This window comes from Pseudomonas corrugata (assembly GCF_001269905.1).
GTDB classification, from domain to species: Bacteria; Pseudomonadota; Gammaproteobacteria; order Pseudomonadales; family Pseudomonadaceae; genus Aquipseudomonas; species Aquipseudomonas corrugata.
Genome location: NZ_LHVK01000029.1, coordinates 23,531 through 39,282, shown reverse-complemented (window position 1 = coordinate 39,282; position 15,752 = coordinate 23,531). Strand labels below are relative to the sequence as shown.

Below are 15,752 nucleotides of genomic sequence, written 5' to 3'. Positions count from 1 at the left end.
ACCCTTGTGGGAGCGAGCCTGCTCGCGATGACGGCGGCACATTCAACATCAATGCAAGCGGACCCACCGCTATCGCGAGCAGGCTCGCTCCCACAGGGGTTAGTGCAGGTCTTGGGATCAGCTCAATTGCAGCCAGATCGGCGCATGGTCCGAAGGTTTCTCCATGCCCCGCAGTTCATAGTCCACACCGGCATCCTTGACCCGTGGCAGCAGGCCGTGGGAGGTCAGGATCAGGTCGATGCGCAGGCCGCGCTTGGGTTCGTCCTCGAAGCCGCGGCTGCGGTAGTCGAACCAGCTGAAGCGGTCGGTGACATCCGGGTTCAGGTGGCGGAAGCTGTCCACCAGGCCCCAGTTCTTCAGACGGGCCATCCATTCGCGCTCTTCCGGCAGGAAGCTGCATTTTCCGGTCTTCAGCCAGCGCTTCATGTTGTCCGGGCCGATGCCGATGTCGCAGTCTTCCGGGGAGATGTTCACGTCGCCCATCACTACCACGGGCTGGTCGCTGCTGAAGCGGCTTTCCAGCAGCAGCTGCAGATCGCTGTAGAAACGTTCTTTGGCCGGGAACTTGGTTGGATGATCACGGCTTTCACCTTGTGGGAAATAGCCGTTCATGATGGTGACCGGCACGCCATTGGCATCGGCGAACGTGCCCCAGATAAAGCGCCGTTGGGCGTCTTCATCGTCGCCCTCGAAACCTTTGTACAGGCTCAGCGGCGCCTGACGGGAGAGCAGGGCGACGCCGTAATGGCCTTTTTGCCCGTGGTAATGCACGTGGTAACCCAAGGCTTGCACTTCGGCCAGGGGGAATTGTTCATCGTGGACCTTGGTTTCCTGCAGGCCGATTACGTCCGGCTGATGTTTCTCGATCAGCGCCGCCAGCTGATGGGGGCGGGCGCGCAGCCCGTTGATGTTGAAGGAGACGATCTTCATGGTCGGCTGTCCTGGCAAAACTGCGATGCTAGCTGACATGTCGGAGAGGAGCCAGCGTGGCAGTAGGACAAATGCACTGCTAATGTCCTGTAGCGAGGGCTCTGTAGGAGCAAACTGTGGGAGCAAGGCTTGCCCGCGATAAAGCTAACGCGATCTTTCAGAGATCGTGGCGCTTGTATCGCGGGCATGCCTTGCTCCCACAAAGCCCCCGCCCAGGCCTCACCAAGCCCGCCCAGGAGATTCCCCACCATGCCTGAAACCGCCACCGCCATCGCCGATATCCACATGCTCGACAGCGGCTATTCCCGTGAAGCCCGTTCGTTGCTGTACCAGGCCTATCGCCATGAGCCGACGTTCAGCTACCTGTTCGAGTCCGAGCGCCCGGGTTATGAGCAACGGGTGAGGGCGACGGTGCGGGAGCTGGTCAAGCAGCATTTTCTCCAGGAGTTGCCAGCCATCGGCTTGTTGGTCAATGACCGGCTGATCGGTATCGCCCTGATCGCTCCCCCCCAACGCCGCCTGGGCATCACCGAAAGCTGGGCCTGGCGCCTGCGCATGGTGTTGAGTACCGGTTTCCGTTGCACCCGGCGCTACCTGGAATACCACGCGGCGGTGACGGGTTGTCTGCCGTCGGACGCGGTCCATGTGCTGCCGCTGCTGGGGGTGCATCCACAGTTTCAGGGCAAGCATTTTGGCGAGCAGTTGCTCCAGGCGGTGCACAACTGGTGCGCGGTGGATGAGCACTCCCAGGGTGTGGTACTGGACACCGGCAACCCGCGGTACCTGGAGTTCTATAAGCGCCAGGGGTATGAGGAAATCGGTGAGATTGCGGTCGGACCGATCCGCGAGCACGTGTTCTTCCACCCCAATCCCCAGGTTTTGCAAAGCGCATCGGCCTGAACCTGCTCCCGGTCTGCGAACTTTTGAGACATGTCCGGTTCTATCAGGCTCCCAAGCCCGTGTTAGCATCCGCGCCATGAAACTCCCAGGACGAATAACCAGTGCCGCGCTCCTGCTGTCCTTCAGCTGTGCGGTGCTGGCACAAAGTGAATTGAATGTACGGGTCAAACCGTCCAATGACGCACTCAAGGCCAACGTCGAAGGTTACATCGGTGGGTTGGGCGATCGTGACGAAGAGGCCTTGCTGCGCTTCAGTCGTGGCGCCGAGGAGCAGGCGCGCAAAGCTGCCCAGGCACTGGGCTACTATCAGCCGCGGATCGACAGCGAGGTCAAGGGTGGCAAGGCGCCGCGCCTGATCCTGAGCATCGATCCCGGCGAGCCCGTGCATTTGCGCAATGTCACCGTGCGCATCGACGGCCCGGCGGGTTCGCTCAAGGCTTTTCGCGTACCCGACAACGCCGCCCTCAAGCCGGGCGCAGTGCTCAACCATGGTCGCTATGAAGACGCCAAGCGAACGATCCAGAACCAGGCCTCGCGCTATGGTTTCTTCAGCGGGCGGTTCGTCAGCCAGAAACTGCTGGTGGATCCCCAGGCCGGCATCGCCGATATCGAACTGATCTACGACAGCGGGCCGCGCTATACCTTGGGGCCGGTGCGTTTCGAGGGTGACACACCCTTCGATGAAGACTTGTTGCATCGCATGGTGCCCTTCAAGGCCGGCACGGCCTACGACTCCGAGCTGATCGCCGAACTGAACCAGGCGCTGCAGTCGAGCGGTTACTTCGAAGGCGTGCGCGTGGATGCGGCGCCAACAGCCGCGACAGACAACGTGATTCCGGTCGACGTCAAGCTCGACACCCGCAAGCCGCGCACCATGGGCCTGGGGCTGGGGTTCTCCACCGACGTCGGCCCGCGGGCCAAAGCCAACTGGACGCGTCACTGGGTCAATCCACAGGGCCACAGCTATGGCTGGGAAACGGAAGTGTCGGCACCCCGGCAGAACGTCGGCTTGTGGTATGACGTGCCGCTGGACCCGCCGCTGACCGACAAGCTGCGCTACGCCGGCGGTTATCAGAATGAAGAACTGGCCGATACCGACAGCCTCAGCAAACTGCTGACCGTGGGCCCTGAATGGCACAGCAAGTTGCCCAGTGGCTGGCAGCGGGTGGTGTCGCTCAAATGGCAGCGCGAGGAGTATCGCCTGGGTGACGATTCGGGCCTGAGCACACTGCTGATGCCGGGCGTCAGCTACTCGTATCTGCGCAGCGACAACCGCATCGATCCGCACCACGGTTATCGCTTGCAGTTCGACACCAAGGTCGCCAAGGAAGGCCTGGGATCGGACAACAACGTGGTCTACGGCACTGCCATGGTCAAGGGCTTGACCACCGTGTTCGACAAGCATCGGCTGCTGGCCCGTGCCCAGGTGGGGGGCAGCGCCACCAATGGCTACAAATCCATTCCGCCGTCCCTGCGCTTTTTTGCCGGCGGCGACCAGAGCGTACGCGGCTACGATTATCAGAGCCTGTCGCCGGAAAACAACGAAGGCGATCGCATCGGAGGTCGCTACATGATCGCCGGTAGCCTCGAATACCAGTATTCGATTGCTGAAAAATGGCGGGTCGCGACTTTCATCGACCAGGGGAACGCCTTCAACAGCCTTGAACTGCCGAGCCTCAAGACCGGCGTGGGGGTTGGCGTGCGCTGGGTATCGCCGGTAGGCCCGATCCGCCTCGACCTGGCCCATGCCTTGGACGACGAGGGCGGTATTCGATTGCACTTTTCCATGGGGCCTGAGTTGTGAGTCATGGTTTGAAGAGAACACTGCTGGCGCTCGCTGCGTTGCTGGCATTGGTCGTGCTGACACTGAGCACCCTGTTGGGCACGCAGCCGGGTAGCCGTTGGATGCTGGGCCTGGTGCCGGGGCTGAGCGTGGAAAACTTCCAGGGGCGGTTGGGCGGACAGTGGAGCGCCGATCACCTCTTGTGGCAGCAGGACAGCCGCCGCGTGGAACTCGATGGAGTGATATTCGCGTGGTCGCCGCTGTGCCTGGCGCACATGACCCTGTGCATCGAACAGCTCAAGGTCGATAAGGCCAGCCTGCAACTGCCACCCTCGGTCGACGCGCAGAGCAGTGGTCCGCTGAGCTTGCCGGACCTGGACCTGCCGGTCGCCATCGAGCTGGGAGACGTGCAGATCGGCAGCCTGTTGTTCAACGGCAGCGAGCAGCTCAAGGGCTTGCAACTGGTTGCCCACTGGACCGCAGAGGGCTTGCAGATCGACTCGGTGCAATTGCAGCGAGACGAGTTGAGCCTGAAACTTTCCGGGTTGTTGAAACCCGCAGGCCACTGGCCGCTGAAGGCCCAGGGTCGGTTGACCTTGCCGGCACCGGGCGACACGCCATGGGCGCTGAACCTGGTCGTCGACGGCGACCTGCTCAAGACCCTCAACCTCAACGCCGACAGCAGCGGCTACCTGCAAGGTCGGCTGGTCGGCGAGCTGCAACCGTTGGCGGACAACCTGCCAGCCAAGGTGCGCATCACCGCCGATGGTTTCAAGGCCAGCGCCGATCTGCCGGACACGCTGTTGCTCAATCAACTGGAATTGACCGGTGAAGGTGACCTGAAAAGCGGCTATCAATTGCTCGGCAAAGCCACGTTGCCCGCCGAGCAGGGGCCGGTGGCGTTGTTGCTGCAAGGCAAGGTGGATGCCAATGGTGCGCAGATCGCCGGCCTGGACCTGAACGCCGGCGACCGGCAAAGCTTGAACGTGACCGGGCAGATGGATTGGCGCGAAGGCCTGAGCGCCGAAGCGAAAGTCGCCTGGCTGGATTTTCCCTGGCATCGCCTCTATCCGCTGATCGACGAGCCACAGGTGACGCTGCGCAGCTTCAACGGTGAAGTCTCCTACACCGACGGCCGCTATCTGGGTAATTTCCAGGCTGCGCTGGATGGCCCCGCGGGAGCCTTCAGCCTGGGCAGCCCGTTCAGCGGCGACTTGACGCAGATTCATTTGCCGCAGCTTCAGCTCGCGGCGGGGCAAGGCAAGGCCGAAGGGCACCTGGACCTGCAATTTGCCGAGGGCATTGCCTGGGACACGGCGCTGGAGCTGTCAGCCATCAACCCGGCCTATTGGCTCGGCGAACTGCCCGGTACCCTGGCCGGACCGCTGCGCAGCAAAGGGTCGCTGAAAAACGACACACTCAACCTCGACGCGGACCTGGACCTCAAGGGCAAGTTGCGCGGCCAGCCAGCGCTGTTCCAGGCCAAGGCCAGCGGCAGCGGTGAGCAATGGAACCTCGACGCGCTGGACATCCGCCTGGGGGATAACCGCATCAAGGGCAGCGGCAGCCTGCAACAGAAACTGACCGGCCGGATCGACATCAAGCTCGCGCGTCTGGCTCAACTCTGGCCACAACTGCGCGGTCAGCTCAACGGCCGCATCGATGTGGCCGGAACCCTTAAGGCCCCCCAAGGCAAGCTCGGCCTGCAAGGCTCTCAGCTTGCCTTTCAGGACAAACGCCTGCAAAGCCTGAACCTGGACGGCACCCTCGACAGCGCGCAGCGGGGCAAGGTCGACCTCAAGGCCCGCGACATCCGTGCCGGCGACACTGCGTTGGGCGTGCTGACGGTCAGCGGGCAGGGGGATATCAGGCAGCAAAAGCTCAACCTGGATCTGCAGGGGCCGCAACTGAAGACCGCCCTGGGGTTCGATGGTGCGCTGGATCAAGGCAACTGGCGCGGGCGCCTGAACAGTGGCGATCTACAGGTCGGCGGCCAGGACTGGCGGCTGCAGGCCCCGGCGAAACTGGAGCGCCTGGCCAACGGCACGCTCAACTTTGGCGCCCACTGCTGGCGTTCCGGCCAGGCCAGCCTGTGTGGCGAAGACCAGCGCCTGATGCCGGAGCCGAAGCTGCGCTATCACCTCAAGCAGTTTCCCATTGAAAGTCTCGCCCAGTGGATGCCCAAGGACTTTGCCTGGCAGGGCCGGCTCAGTGCCGATCTGCAAGTGGACCTGCCGGCCAGCGGTCCGAACGGGCGGATTCTGGTGGATGCCAGCGGCGGTACGCTACGGATTCGAGACAAGGAGCAGTGGCTGGACTTTCCCTACCAGACTCTGAAACTGGACAGCCGCCTGACCCCCAAGCGCATCGATACCGAGCTGAATTTTGTCGGTGCCCGGCTCGGCGAACTGATGGTCCAGGCACGGATCAACCCGTTGCCCGCCAGCAAACCCCTCAGCGGTTCGTTTCGCCTGACCGGCCTGGACCTTTCCGTGGCCCGACCGTTCGTGCCGATGGTGGAAACCCTCACCGGGCACCTGAACGGCAATGGCACCTTGTCCGGTGGTTTGCTGGCGCCGCAGGTGAACGGCAATCTCGTGCTCAGCGATGGCGAGGTTTCCGGACCGGAACTGCCGGTCAGTCTCGAAGACTTGCAGGTGCGGGCGATGATCGCCGGGGAAACGGTACGCCTCGACGGTAGCTGGAAAAGTGGCAAGGGCGGACACGGCAACCTGAGCGGCAACATGGGCTGGGGCGAGGCCTTGAGCATGAACCTGGCGCTCAAGGGCGCGCAGCTGCCGGTCACCGTGGAGCCCTACGCGGTACTGGAGATGGCGCCGGACCTCAACATCACGCTGCACGGCGAGCGGCTGTCGATTGCCGGCAAGGTGCTGGTGCCCAAGGGCGAGATCACCGTCCGCGAATTGCCACCTTCCACTGTCAAGGTCTCGGATGACACAGTGATCGTCGGCCACCAGACCGAAGAGGGCAAGGCACCGATGGCCATGGCAATGGACATCGATGTGATAGTGGGCCAGGAGAAACTCGCGTTTTCCGGCTTCGGCCTGACGGCCAACGTCCAGGGCCAGGTACATATCGGCGACAACATGGACACCCGCGGCGAACTCTGGCTCAACGACGGCCGTTACCGGGCCTACGGGCAGCGGCTGACGGTGCGTCGGGCGCGGCTGCTGTTTGCCGGGCCCATCGACCAGCCCTACCTGGACATCGAGGCGATTCGCCAGACCGACGACGTGATCGCCGGCATCCGCTTGAGCGGCAGCGCCGAGCAGCCGGTCACGCAAATCTTTTCGGAGCCGGCCATGAGCCAGGAGCAGGCGCTGTCCTACCTGGTGCTGGGGCGACCGCTCAGCACCACCGGCGAGGACAACAACATGCTCGCCCAGGCAGCACTGGGCTTGGGTTTGATGGGCAGTTCGGGGGTGACCACCAGCCTGGCCAGTGATTTGGGCATCAAGGATTTCCAGCTCGACACCCAGGGCAGTGGCGACACCACCAGCGTCGTCGCCAGCGGCAACCTGTCGGAGAAACTCAGCCTGCGCTATGGCGTAGGGGTGTTCGAACCGGCCAACACTATCGCCCTGCGCTACAAACTCAGCAAAAAGGTCTACCTCGAAGCCGCCAGCGGCGTCGCCAGCTCGCTGGACATCTTCTACAAGCGCGATTTCTAACCCTCCCCCTATCCCTTGTGGGAGCGAGCCTGCTCGCGATAGCGGTCTATCAGTCAACTCATCACTGACTGGCACACCGCCATCGCGAGCAGGCTCGCTCCCACAGGTTTTTCTGCGTTCGTCGGACTTTTATGTAGCCTGCTAACGATTTGTTTGACATTTGCTGCCTAAGCAGTAATATCTCGACATACATTCACTGCCTAGGCAGCAAACGGTGTCCTGATGAAGCATTTCACCCCAGACGAATTTCACAATTGCCATCTCGGCATGCTGCTCGGACGCGCTGCGGTGCTGAAGGACCGGATCATCGACACCCACATGGAACCCGTCGGCATTACGGCCGCGCAGTTCAAGGTGTTGATCATCATGGCCCAGCACGGCACCGATACGCCGGCTGAACTGTGCCGCTACCTGTCCCTGGACAGTGGCTCGATGACACGCATGCTCGACCGCCTGGAGCAGAAGGGCTTCCTGGTTCGCCAGCGTTCGGCCGAGGACCGCAGGCAGGTGCGATTGGTCCTGACCGAAGCCGGCCAGGGGCTCGCCGATCGCCTGCCCTTTATCGGCGCCGATGCCATGAATCAACTCGCTGGCGCCATCAGCCGCGAGGAGTTGCAGACCCTCGAACAGATCCTCAAGAAGATACTGCTCGCTGCCGGTGATCCCATCACTATGTTGCGACTGGGGGACAAATGAAGCGGAAAATCTTGCGTACCCGGTTGAGCCTGGTGCTGCTGGCCATGAGCCTCGCGGGCTGTGCCAGCTACAGCGGCCTGAAGACCGAAGGCGTCAGCCTCGAGGCCCAGAACCTCAAGGCCGGGCAATCCCTCAATGGCGTCAAGCTGTCGCCGGCTTCATGGCCGAAAAGCGATTGGTGGTCCAGCCTTGGCGACCCGCAACTCGACGGCCTGATCCGAGAAGCCCTGCGCGACAGCCCGGACATGCAGATCGCCAGTGCCCGAGTGCATCAGGCCAGCGCCGCTGCCTACGCCGCCAATGCTGCGCGCATGCCAACCCTGGATGCCAGCGGCAGCGTCAGCCGTTCGCGACTGGCCCGTGACCAGGACCCGGCGGGGCAGGGCGGTGCGTACAGCACCCTGCGTTCGCTGAGCGTGGATTTCAATTACAACTTTGATCTCTGGGGCGGCCAGCGGGCGGCCTGGGAGTCTGCACTGGGCCAGGCCCGTGCAGCGGAAATCGATCGCCAGGCCGCACAGTTGACCCTGGCCGCCGACGTGGCTCGGGCTTACAGCGACCTGGGGCAAGCCCACATCATTCATGATCTGGCCGTTGAAGACCTCAAGCGCACCCGGCAGATGCTCGACCTGAGCAAGCGTCGTCTCAATGCCGGGATTGACAGTGAATACCAGTTCCAACAGACCGAAAGCCTGGAAGCCAGCGCGAGCGCCACGCTGATCGACACGGAAAAACGCCTGCAAAGCGCCAAGATCGCCTTGGCGGTGTTGCTGGGCAAGGGCCCGGATCGCGGCAATGAAATCGCCCGGCCCAACGTGCTGCAAGCCAGTGCCGTGGCGTTGCCTTCGAACCTGCCGGCCGAGTTGCTGGGGCGCCGCCCGGACCTGGTTGCGGCGCGCTGGCGGGTCGAGGCGGCGAGCAAGAGTATCGAAGCCGGCAAGACCAACTTCTACCCCAACCTCAACCTGAGCGCGGCGGCGGGAGTGCAGTCCTTGTTGGGTGACGCAATGTTCGGTTCGGCCAGTCGCTTCTTCAACGTGGCACCGACGGTGTCGCTGCCGATTTTCGACGGTGGGCGCCTGCGGGCGGACCTGGATGCCCGGGATGCCGACTACGACCTGGCGGTGGCGCAATACAACAAGAGCCTGGTCACGGCCCTTGGGGATGTCAGCGACACCATCAACCAGTTGCGCGATATTTCCCGGCAGATCGGTGCCCAGCAACACGCTACCGATATTGCCCAGAGTTCCTACGACACCGTGGTCCAGCGCTACGGCTCGGGCATCGGCAATTATCTGGACGTGCTGAGCATCGAGCAGCAACTGCTCCAGGCCCAACGCCAACTGGCGACGCTGAACGCCGAGCAGATCGATTTGTCGATCCAATTGATGCAGGCCCTGGGTGGCGGTTTCGAGACCGACACCCTGGCTTCGGCCACGGCGGTTTCCGCCACGCCGCATAACTGATTCGAGGTATTTGTCATGGCCACCGCAGAAAATACTCAAACATCCGAAAACCAGCAGGACAACAACCCACGCAAGCGCAAGGTGATGCTGCTGGTGCTGGCGGTGATCGTCATTCTCGCCGGCCTGGGCGTCTGGGCCTGGCATGAGCTGTACGGCCGCTGGAGCGAAAGTACGGACGATGCCTATGTGAACGGCAACGTGGTGGAAATCACTCCGCAGGTCAGCGGCACCGTAGTGAGCATCGGTGCCGACGACGGCGACTTGGTCCGCGAAGGCCAGGTGCTGGTGCAGTTCGACCCGAACGACGCCGAGGTCGGCCTGCAGAGTGCCCAGGCCAACCTGGCCCGCACGGTCCGCCAGGTGCGTGGTTTGTACAGCAACGTCGACGGCATGCGGGCGCAGGTCAATGCGCAGGAAGCCGAAGTGCAGAAGGCCCAGGAGAACTACAACCGGCGTAAGAACCTGGCGGCCGGCGGCGCGATTTCCAAGGAAGAGCTGTCCCACGCCCGGGATGACCTGACCTCGGCGCAGAACGCCCTCGCCAATGCCCGACAACAGCTCAAGACTTCCAGCGCGCTGGTGGATGACACCGTGGTGTCGTCCCATCCCGACGTGCAGGCCGCCGCCGCACAGTTGCGTCAGGCCTACCTGGCCGACGCCCGTAGCACGTTGATCGCGCCGGTCACCGGTTATGTCGCCAAGCGCACCGTGCAACTGGGCCAACGGGTGCAGCCGGGAACTGCGCTGATGGCGGTGATTCCACTGGATCAGTTGTGGATCGACGCCAACTTCAAGGAAACCCAACTGCGTGATATGCGCATTGGCCAGCCGGTAGAGATCGAAACCGACCTCTACGGTAGCGATGTGAAGTACAGCGGCACCATTGACAGCCTCGGCGCGGGAACGGGCAGCGCGTTTGCCTTGCTGCCGGCGCAGAACGCCACCGGTAACTGGATCAAGATCGTCCAGCGGGTGCCGGTGCGCATTCATGTCAATGCCCAGGAACTGGCCAAGCACCCGTTGCGGGTCGGGCTGTCCACCGAGGTCAGCGTCAACCTGCGCGATCAGAGCGGACCGGTCCTGGCCCAGCAACCGCCGCAGAAGGCCTCGTTCAGCACCCAGGTCTACGACCGTCAACTGGCCGATGCCGACGCTATGATCACGCGCCTGATCCACGAAAACAGCGCTGCCGCGAGCAAGACTGCGCAGCGTTGATGATCAGGTGAGACATCTATCGACCTGTGGGAGCGAGCCTGCTCGCGATGGCGGCACGACAGTCGACTTTTATGTCATCTGATACACCGCTATCGCGAGCAGGCTCGCACACAGGGGTAGCCTCTCTTCGCCGGATTCGTCTGCGAGTTTCACGTCCGTTTAGCTTCCTAGGATTTCACAATGAGCAATAACGCGTCTTTCTCGCCGCCCAGCCTGTTGCTCAGTACCATCGGGCTGTCGCTGGCGACGTTCATGCAAGTGCTCGACACCACCATTGCCAACGTCGCCTTGCCGACCATATCCGGCAACCTGGGCGTCAGTTCGGAGCAGGGCACCTGGGTGATCACTTCGTTCGCGGTGAGCAACGCCATCGCGCTCCCGCTGACCGGCTGGTTGAGCCGTCGGTTTGGCGAGGTGAAGCTGTTTTTATGGGCAACGATGCTGTTCGTGCTCGCGTCGTTCTTGTGCGGCATTTCCACGTCGATGCCGGAGTTGATCGGCTTCCGCGTGCTCCAGGGCCTGGTGGCCGGGCCGCTGTACCCGATGACACAGACCTTGCTGATTGCGGTATATCCGCCCGCCAGGCGGGGGATGGCCCTGGCGTTGCTGGCGATGGTCACGGTGGTGGCGCCGATTGCCGGGCCGATTCTGGGCGGCTGGATTACCGACAGTTATAGCTGGCCGTGGATCTTCTTTATCAACGTGCCCATCGGGGTATTCGCGGTGATGGTGGTGCGTCAGCAGCTCAAGGCGCGGCCGGTGGTGACCAGTTATCAGCCGATGGATTACGTCGGGCTGATCACGCTGGTCATCGGTGTCGGTGCGCTTCAGGTGATTCTCGACAAGGGCAACGACCTGGATTGGTTCGAGTCGAACTTCATCATTATCGGTGCATTGATTTCGCTGGTTGCCCTGGCCGTGTTCGTGATCTGGGAAATGACTGACCGTCACCCGGTGGTCAATCTCCGCTTGTTTGCCTATCGCAATTTTCGCATCGGCACCATCGTTCTGGTGGGCGGCTATGCCGGGTTCTTCGGCATCAACCTGATCCTGCCGCAATGGTTACAGACGCAGATGGGCTATACCGCCACCTGGGCCGGGCTGGCCGTGGCGCCCATCGGCATCCTGCCGGTGTTGATGTCGCCCTTCGTCGGCAAGTACGCCCATAAATTCGACCTGCGCCTGCTGGCCGGGTTGGCGTTCCTGGCCATCGGCCTGAGCTGTTTCATGCGCGCCGGGTTTACCAACGAGGTGGACTTCCAGCACATCGCCCTGGTGCAGTTGTTCATGGGGATCGGGGTGGCGCTGTTCTTCATGCCGACCCTGAGTATCCTGATGTCCGACCTGCCACCGCAGCAGATTGCCGATGGCGCGGGGCTGGCGACATTCCTGCGGACGCTGGGAGGCAGCTTTGCCGCATCCCTGACCACCTGGATCTGGATCCGCCGGGCGGACCAGCACCATGCGTACCTGAGCGAGAGCATCAGCACCTTCGACCCGGCCACCCGCGAGGCGCTCAACCAGCTCGGCGGCGCGAGCCCGCCGGCCTATGCGCAGCTCGATCACATCCTCACGAGCCAGGCGTACATGCTCTCCACCGTGGATTATTTCACGCTGCTGGGCTGGGCGTTCATGGGCCTGATCGTGCTGGTGTGGCTGGCGAAGCCGCCGTTTGCGGCGAAGGCGGGGCCGGCGGCCAGCGGGCACTGACCGGGACCTGAAACACAATCCGCTGTGGGAGCAAAGCTTGCTCGCGACAGCGGTGTGTCAGTCAACATCCATGCTGGCGGCGATGGTTATCGCGAGCAAGCTTTGCTCCCACAGGTCGTTCCCACAGAGGGGCTGCGTCTGTCAGTCGGTAGGGGCTGCCAGCTGTGGCGGCGGGGCAAATCCAAACGGCGCCAACGCAAACCCCTGTTCATCCACCTGCAACGCCCAGCCCTGCTTGTCCCAATCCCCCAGTACGATGCGCCGGGCGGCGTGTTCGCCCAGTTGCAGCTTATGGATGGCGGGGCGGTGGGTGTGGCCGTGGATCAGGGTTTTCACGCCATAGTGCTGCATGATCCGCGGAATTTCCTCGGGGGTGACGTCGACGATGTCGTTGGCTTTCATCCGCACCTGGGTCGTGCTTTCGCTGCGCAGCTTGCGCGCCAGCTTCTGGCGACTGCCCAGTGGCAAGTGGCGCAGGATGAACAGCGTGACCGGATTGCGCAGCCAGCGCCGCAGCTTCATGTAGCCTTCGTCGCGGGTGCAGAGGCTGTCGCCGTGCATCAGCAGCACCGGTTCGCCATTGAACTGCACGACGCTCGGGTCCTTGATCAGGGTGCAGCCAGCCGCTTTGCAGAAGGCTTGCCCCAGCATGAAGTCGCGATTGCCATGCATCAGGAAAATGGCCGTGCCGCTGTCGCTGAGTTCGCGCAGGGCCTGGCAGATGGAACGCTGGAACGGCGTCATGGCATCGTCACCGATCCACGCTTCGAAGAAGTCGCCGAGAATGTACAACGCCTGCGCCGAACGGGCGCGAGTGGCGAGTAAATCCAGAAACGCCCGGGTGATGTCCGGGCGCTCCTCTTCCAGATGCAAATCTGAAATCAGTAGGATCACTCAATGATCTCGGCTTTCTCGATGATCACGTCATCCTTTGGAACGTCCTGGTGGCCGGCCTTGGAGGTAGTGGCGACGCCTTCGATCTTGTCGACCACGTCCTGGCCTTCGATCACTTCACCGAACACCGCATAGCCCCAGCCCTGAGCGGTCTTGGCAGTGTGGTTGAGGAAGCTGTTGTCGCTGGCATTGATGAAGAACTGGGCCGATGCCGAATGCGGATCCATGGTGCGCGCCATGGCGATGGAGTATTTCTTGTTCGGCAGGCCGTTGTCGGCTTCGTTCTGGATGCTCGGGCTCTTGTCCTTCTTTTCCTGCATGCCAGGCTCGAAACCACCGCCCTGGATCATGAAGCCCTTGATCACGCGGTGGAACACGACGTTCTCGTAGTGACCCTTCTTGACGTATTCAATGAAGTTGGCAACGGTCTTTGGCGCCTTCTCGGCGTTCAGTTCCAGGACGATGTCGCCGTGGTTGGTGGTCAGTTTGACTTTGCTCATGATGACTACTCTTTCTAGGAATTCGTGGGTTTCGGGGCCCGGAAGCCCGCAACCGGTCTGGCTGCAATCGGCCAGGTTGGGCAGTTTAGCGTGCCAGGCACGAAATTCGAGGCGGTTTTTCACCCGGCGGCCGATTAAATTCAATCGTTTGCCGGCCTGGCCTGTCAGCGGCTTGACAGCATCGGCTATGATACGGGCTTTGATTTATCAGGCCGCATCCGGCCGCGCACTTGTAAGTTCAAGGATCCTATGAGCAAGCCCACTGTCGACCCTACCTCGAATTCGAAGACCGGCCCGGCCGTACCGGTCAATTTCCTGCGCCCGATCATCCAGGCGGACCTGGATTCGGGTAAGCACACACAGATCGTCACCCGTTTCCCGCCGGAGCCCAACGGCTACCTGCATATCGGCCACGCCAAGTCGATCTGCGTGAACTTCGGCCTGGCCGAGGAGTTCGGTGGCGTCACGCACCTGCGTTTCGACGACACCAACCCGGCCAAGGAAGACCAGGAATACATCGACGCGATCGAAAGCGACGTCAAGTGGCTGGGTTTCCAATGGTCCGGTGAAGTGCGCTATGCCTCGCAGTATTTCGACCAGTTGCACGACTGGGCGGTCGAGCTGATCAAGGCCGGTAAGGCCTATGTCTGCGACCTGACGCCGGAGCAAGCCAGGGAATACCGTGGCAGCCTGACCGAGCCGGGCCGGAACAGCCCGTTCCGTGATCGCAGCGTGGAGGAGAACCTGGACCTGTTCGCCCGCATGCGCGCCGGCGAATTCCCGGACGGCGCGCGGGTGTTGCGGGCCAGGATCGACATGGCCTCGCCGAACATGAACCTGCGCGACCCGATCATGTACCGCATCCGTCACGCCCATCACCACCAGACCGGCGACAAGTGGTGCATCTACCCGAACTATGACTTCACTCACGGTCAGTCGGACGCCATCGAGGGCATCACCCACTCGATCTGCACCCTGGAGTTCGAGAGCCATCGTCCGCTGTACGAGTGGTTCCTCGAGCACCTGCCGGTGCCGGCCACCCCGCGCCAGTACGAATTCAGCCGCCTGAACCTGAACTACACCATCACCAGCAAGCGCAAGCTCAAGCAACTGGTGGATGAAAAGCACGTCAACGGTTGGGACGACCCGCGCATGTCGACGCTGTCGGGCTTCCGTCGTCGTGGCTACACGCCGAAATCGATCCGCAACTTCTGCGAGATGGTCGGCACCAACCGTTCCGACGGCGTGGTGGACTTCGGCATGCTGGAATTCAGCATCCGTGAAGACCTGGACCAGAACGCCCCGCGTGCCATGTGCGTGCTTCGTCCGCTGAAAGTCGTCATTACCAACTACCCGGAAGGCCAGGTCGAGAACCTCGAACTGCCTCGCCACCCGAAAGAAGACATGGGCATACGCGTCCTGCCGTTCGCCCGGGAAATCTACATCGACCGTGAAGACTTCATGGAAGAGCCGCCAAAAGGCTACAAGCGCCTGGAACCGGCCGGTGAAGTGCGTTTGCGCGGCAGCTATGTGATCCGTGCCGACGAAGCCATCAAGGATGCCGACGGCAACATCGTCGAGCTGCGTTGCTCGTACGATCCCGATACCCTGGGCAAGAACCCGGAGGGTCGCAAGGTCAAGGGCGTGATCCACTGGGTGCCGGCCGCCGCCAGCGTCGAGTGCGAAGTGCGCCTGTACGATCGCCTGTTCCGTTCGCCGAACCCGGAAAAGGCCGAAGACAGCGCCAGCTTCCTGGACAACATCAACCCTGACTCCCTGCAAGTGCTTACTGGTTGTCGTGCCGAACCCTCGCTGGGCAACGCATTGCCGGAGGACCGTTTCCAGTTCGAGCGCGAAGGCTACTTCTGCGCGGATATCAAGGACTCGAAACCTGGTGCTCCGGTCTTCAACCGTACCGTGACCTTGCGTGATTCCTGGGGTCAATGATCAAGTCTTAAGGGAAACC

11 protein-coding genes are annotated in these 15,752 nt (G+C 62.3%); 8 read left to right on the top strand and 3 right to left on the bottom strand.

The features are described from left to right. Nucleotides 1-117: 117 nt before the first annotated feature. Nucleotides 118-930 (bottom strand): exodeoxyribonuclease III, encoded by an 813-nt coding sequence (gene xthA / locus AD665_RS25380; RefSeq protein WP_024781000.1) that lies wholly within the window; start codon nt 928-930, stop codon nt 118-120. A 249-nt stretch (nt 931-1,179) separates the two neighbouring features. Here xthA and AD665_RS25375 point away from each other — a divergent pair, with 249 nt between their 5' ends. The 7 genes from AD665_RS25375 to AD665_RS25345 all read left to right on the top strand — a co-directional run bounded on the left by AD665_RS25375 (nt 1,180) and on the right by AD665_RS25345 (nt 12,392). Next, nucleotides 1,180-1,830, top strand: a complete 651-nt coding sequence (locus tag AD665_RS25375; protein WP_024781001.1) for a GNAT family N-acetyltransferase — start codon at nt 1,180-1,182, stop codon at nt 1,828-1,830. A 76-nt stretch (nt 1,831-1,906) separates the two neighbouring features. Then, nucleotides 1,907-3,634, top strand: a complete 1,728-nt coding sequence (locus AD665_RS25370) for an autotransporter assembly complex protein TamA (protein WP_024781002.1) — start codon at nt 1,907-1,909, stop codon at nt 3,632-3,634. Then, nucleotides 3,631-7,305, top strand: coding sequence for a translocation/assembly module TamB domain-containing protein (locus AD665_RS25365; protein ID WP_024781003.1), 3,675 nt, complete (start codon nt 3,631-3,633; stop codon nt 7,303-7,305). Before AD665_RS25370 ends, AD665_RS25365 begins: the two co-directional genes overlap by 4 nt. Before the next feature lie 222 nt (nt 7,306-7,527). After that, nucleotides 7,528-8,001, top strand: a complete 474-nt coding sequence (locus AD665_RS25360) for a MarR family winged helix-turn-helix transcriptional regulator (protein WP_024781004.1) — start codon at nt 7,528-7,530, stop codon at nt 7,999-8,001. Continuing rightward, on the top strand, nt 7,998-9,467 hold the full coding sequence (locus AD665_RS25355) for an efflux transporter outer membrane subunit (protein ID WP_024781005.1): 1,470 nt from the start codon (nt 7,998-8,000) through the stop codon (nt 9,465-9,467). Before AD665_RS25360 ends, AD665_RS25355 begins: the two co-directional genes overlap by 4 nt. A gap of 15 nt (nt 9,468-9,482) precedes the next feature. After that, nucleotides 9,483-10,682 carry an HlyD/EmrA/EmrK family protein gene (locus AD665_RS25350; protein WP_053194302.1) on the top strand — a complete coding sequence of 400 codons (1,200 nt, stop codon included), beginning with the start codon at nt 9,483-9,485 and terminating at the stop codon, nt 10,680-10,682. A 180-nt stretch (nt 10,683-10,862) separates the two neighbouring features. After that, entirely contained in the window at nt 10,863-12,392 is a 1,530-nt protein-coding gene (locus AD665_RS25345; protein ID WP_024781007.1) for a DHA2 family efflux MFS transporter permease subunit, read from the top strand. A 141-nt stretch (nt 12,393-12,533) separates the two neighbouring features. Here AD665_RS25345 and AD665_RS25340 read toward each other — a convergent pair whose 3' ends face one another. Together AD665_RS25340 and AD665_RS25335 are read right to left on the bottom strand one after the other, a co-directional pair. Beyond that, the gene (locus tag AD665_RS25340; protein ID WP_024781008.1) at nt 12,534-13,286 is read right to left on the bottom strand and encodes a UDP-2,3-diacylglucosamine diphosphatase; all 753 of its coding nucleotides are present in this window, start codon (nt 13,284-13,286) and stop codon (nt 12,534-12,536) included. Beyond that, nucleotides 13,283-13,786 (bottom strand): peptidylprolyl isomerase, encoded by a 504-nt coding sequence (locus AD665_RS25335; protein ID WP_024781009.1) that lies wholly within the window; start codon nt 13,784-13,786, stop codon nt 13,283-13,285. Before AD665_RS25335 ends, AD665_RS25340 begins: the two co-directional genes overlap by 4 nt. Nucleotides 13,787-14,035: 249 nt before the next feature. On the opposite strand from AD665_RS25335, the gene AD665_RS25330 reads away from it, so the two are divergent. Then, nucleotides 14,036-15,733 (top strand): glutamine--tRNA ligase/YqeY domain fusion protein, encoded by a 1,698-nt coding sequence (locus AD665_RS25330; protein WP_053194301.1) that lies wholly within the window; start codon nt 14,036-14,038, stop codon nt 15,731-15,733. Nucleotides 15,734-15,752 lie beyond the last annotated feature (19 nt).

Bases quoted from the DNA above. Each gene is read 5' to 3' on its own strand.
- AD665_RS25370 (WP_024781002.1), top strand. From the start codon at position 1,907: ATGAAACTCCCAGGACGAATAACCAGTGCCGCGCTCCTGCTGTCCTTC.
- AD665_RS25335 (WP_024781009.1), bottom strand. From the start codon at position 13,786: ATGAGCAAAGTCAAACTGACCACCAACCACGGCGACATCGTCCTGGAA.
- AD665_RS25360 (WP_024781004.1), top strand. From the start codon at position 7,528: ATGAAGCATTTCACCCCAGACGAATTTCACAATTGCCATCTCGGCATG.
- AD665_RS25345 (WP_024781007.1), top strand. From the start codon at position 10,863: ATGAGCAATAACGCGTCTTTCTCGCCGCCCAGCCTGTTGCTCAGTACC.
- AD665_RS25350 (WP_053194302.1), top strand. From the start codon at position 9,483: ATGGCCACCGCAGAAAATACTCAAACATCCGAAAACCAGCAGGACAAC.
- AD665_RS25375 (WP_024781001.1), top strand. From the start codon at position 1,180: ATGCCTGAAACCGCCACCGCCATCGCCGATATCCACATGCTCGACAGC.
- xthA (WP_024781000.1), bottom strand. From the start codon at position 930: ATGAAGATCGTCTCCTTCAACATCAACGGGCTGCGCGCCCGCCCCCAT.
- AD665_RS25355 (WP_024781005.1), top strand. From the start codon at position 7,998: ATGAAGCGGAAAATCTTGCGTACCCGGTTGAGCCTGGTGCTGCTGGCC.
- AD665_RS25330 (WP_053194301.1), top strand. From the start codon at position 14,036: ATGAGCAAGCCCACTGTCGACCCTACCTCGAATTCGAAGACCGGCCCG.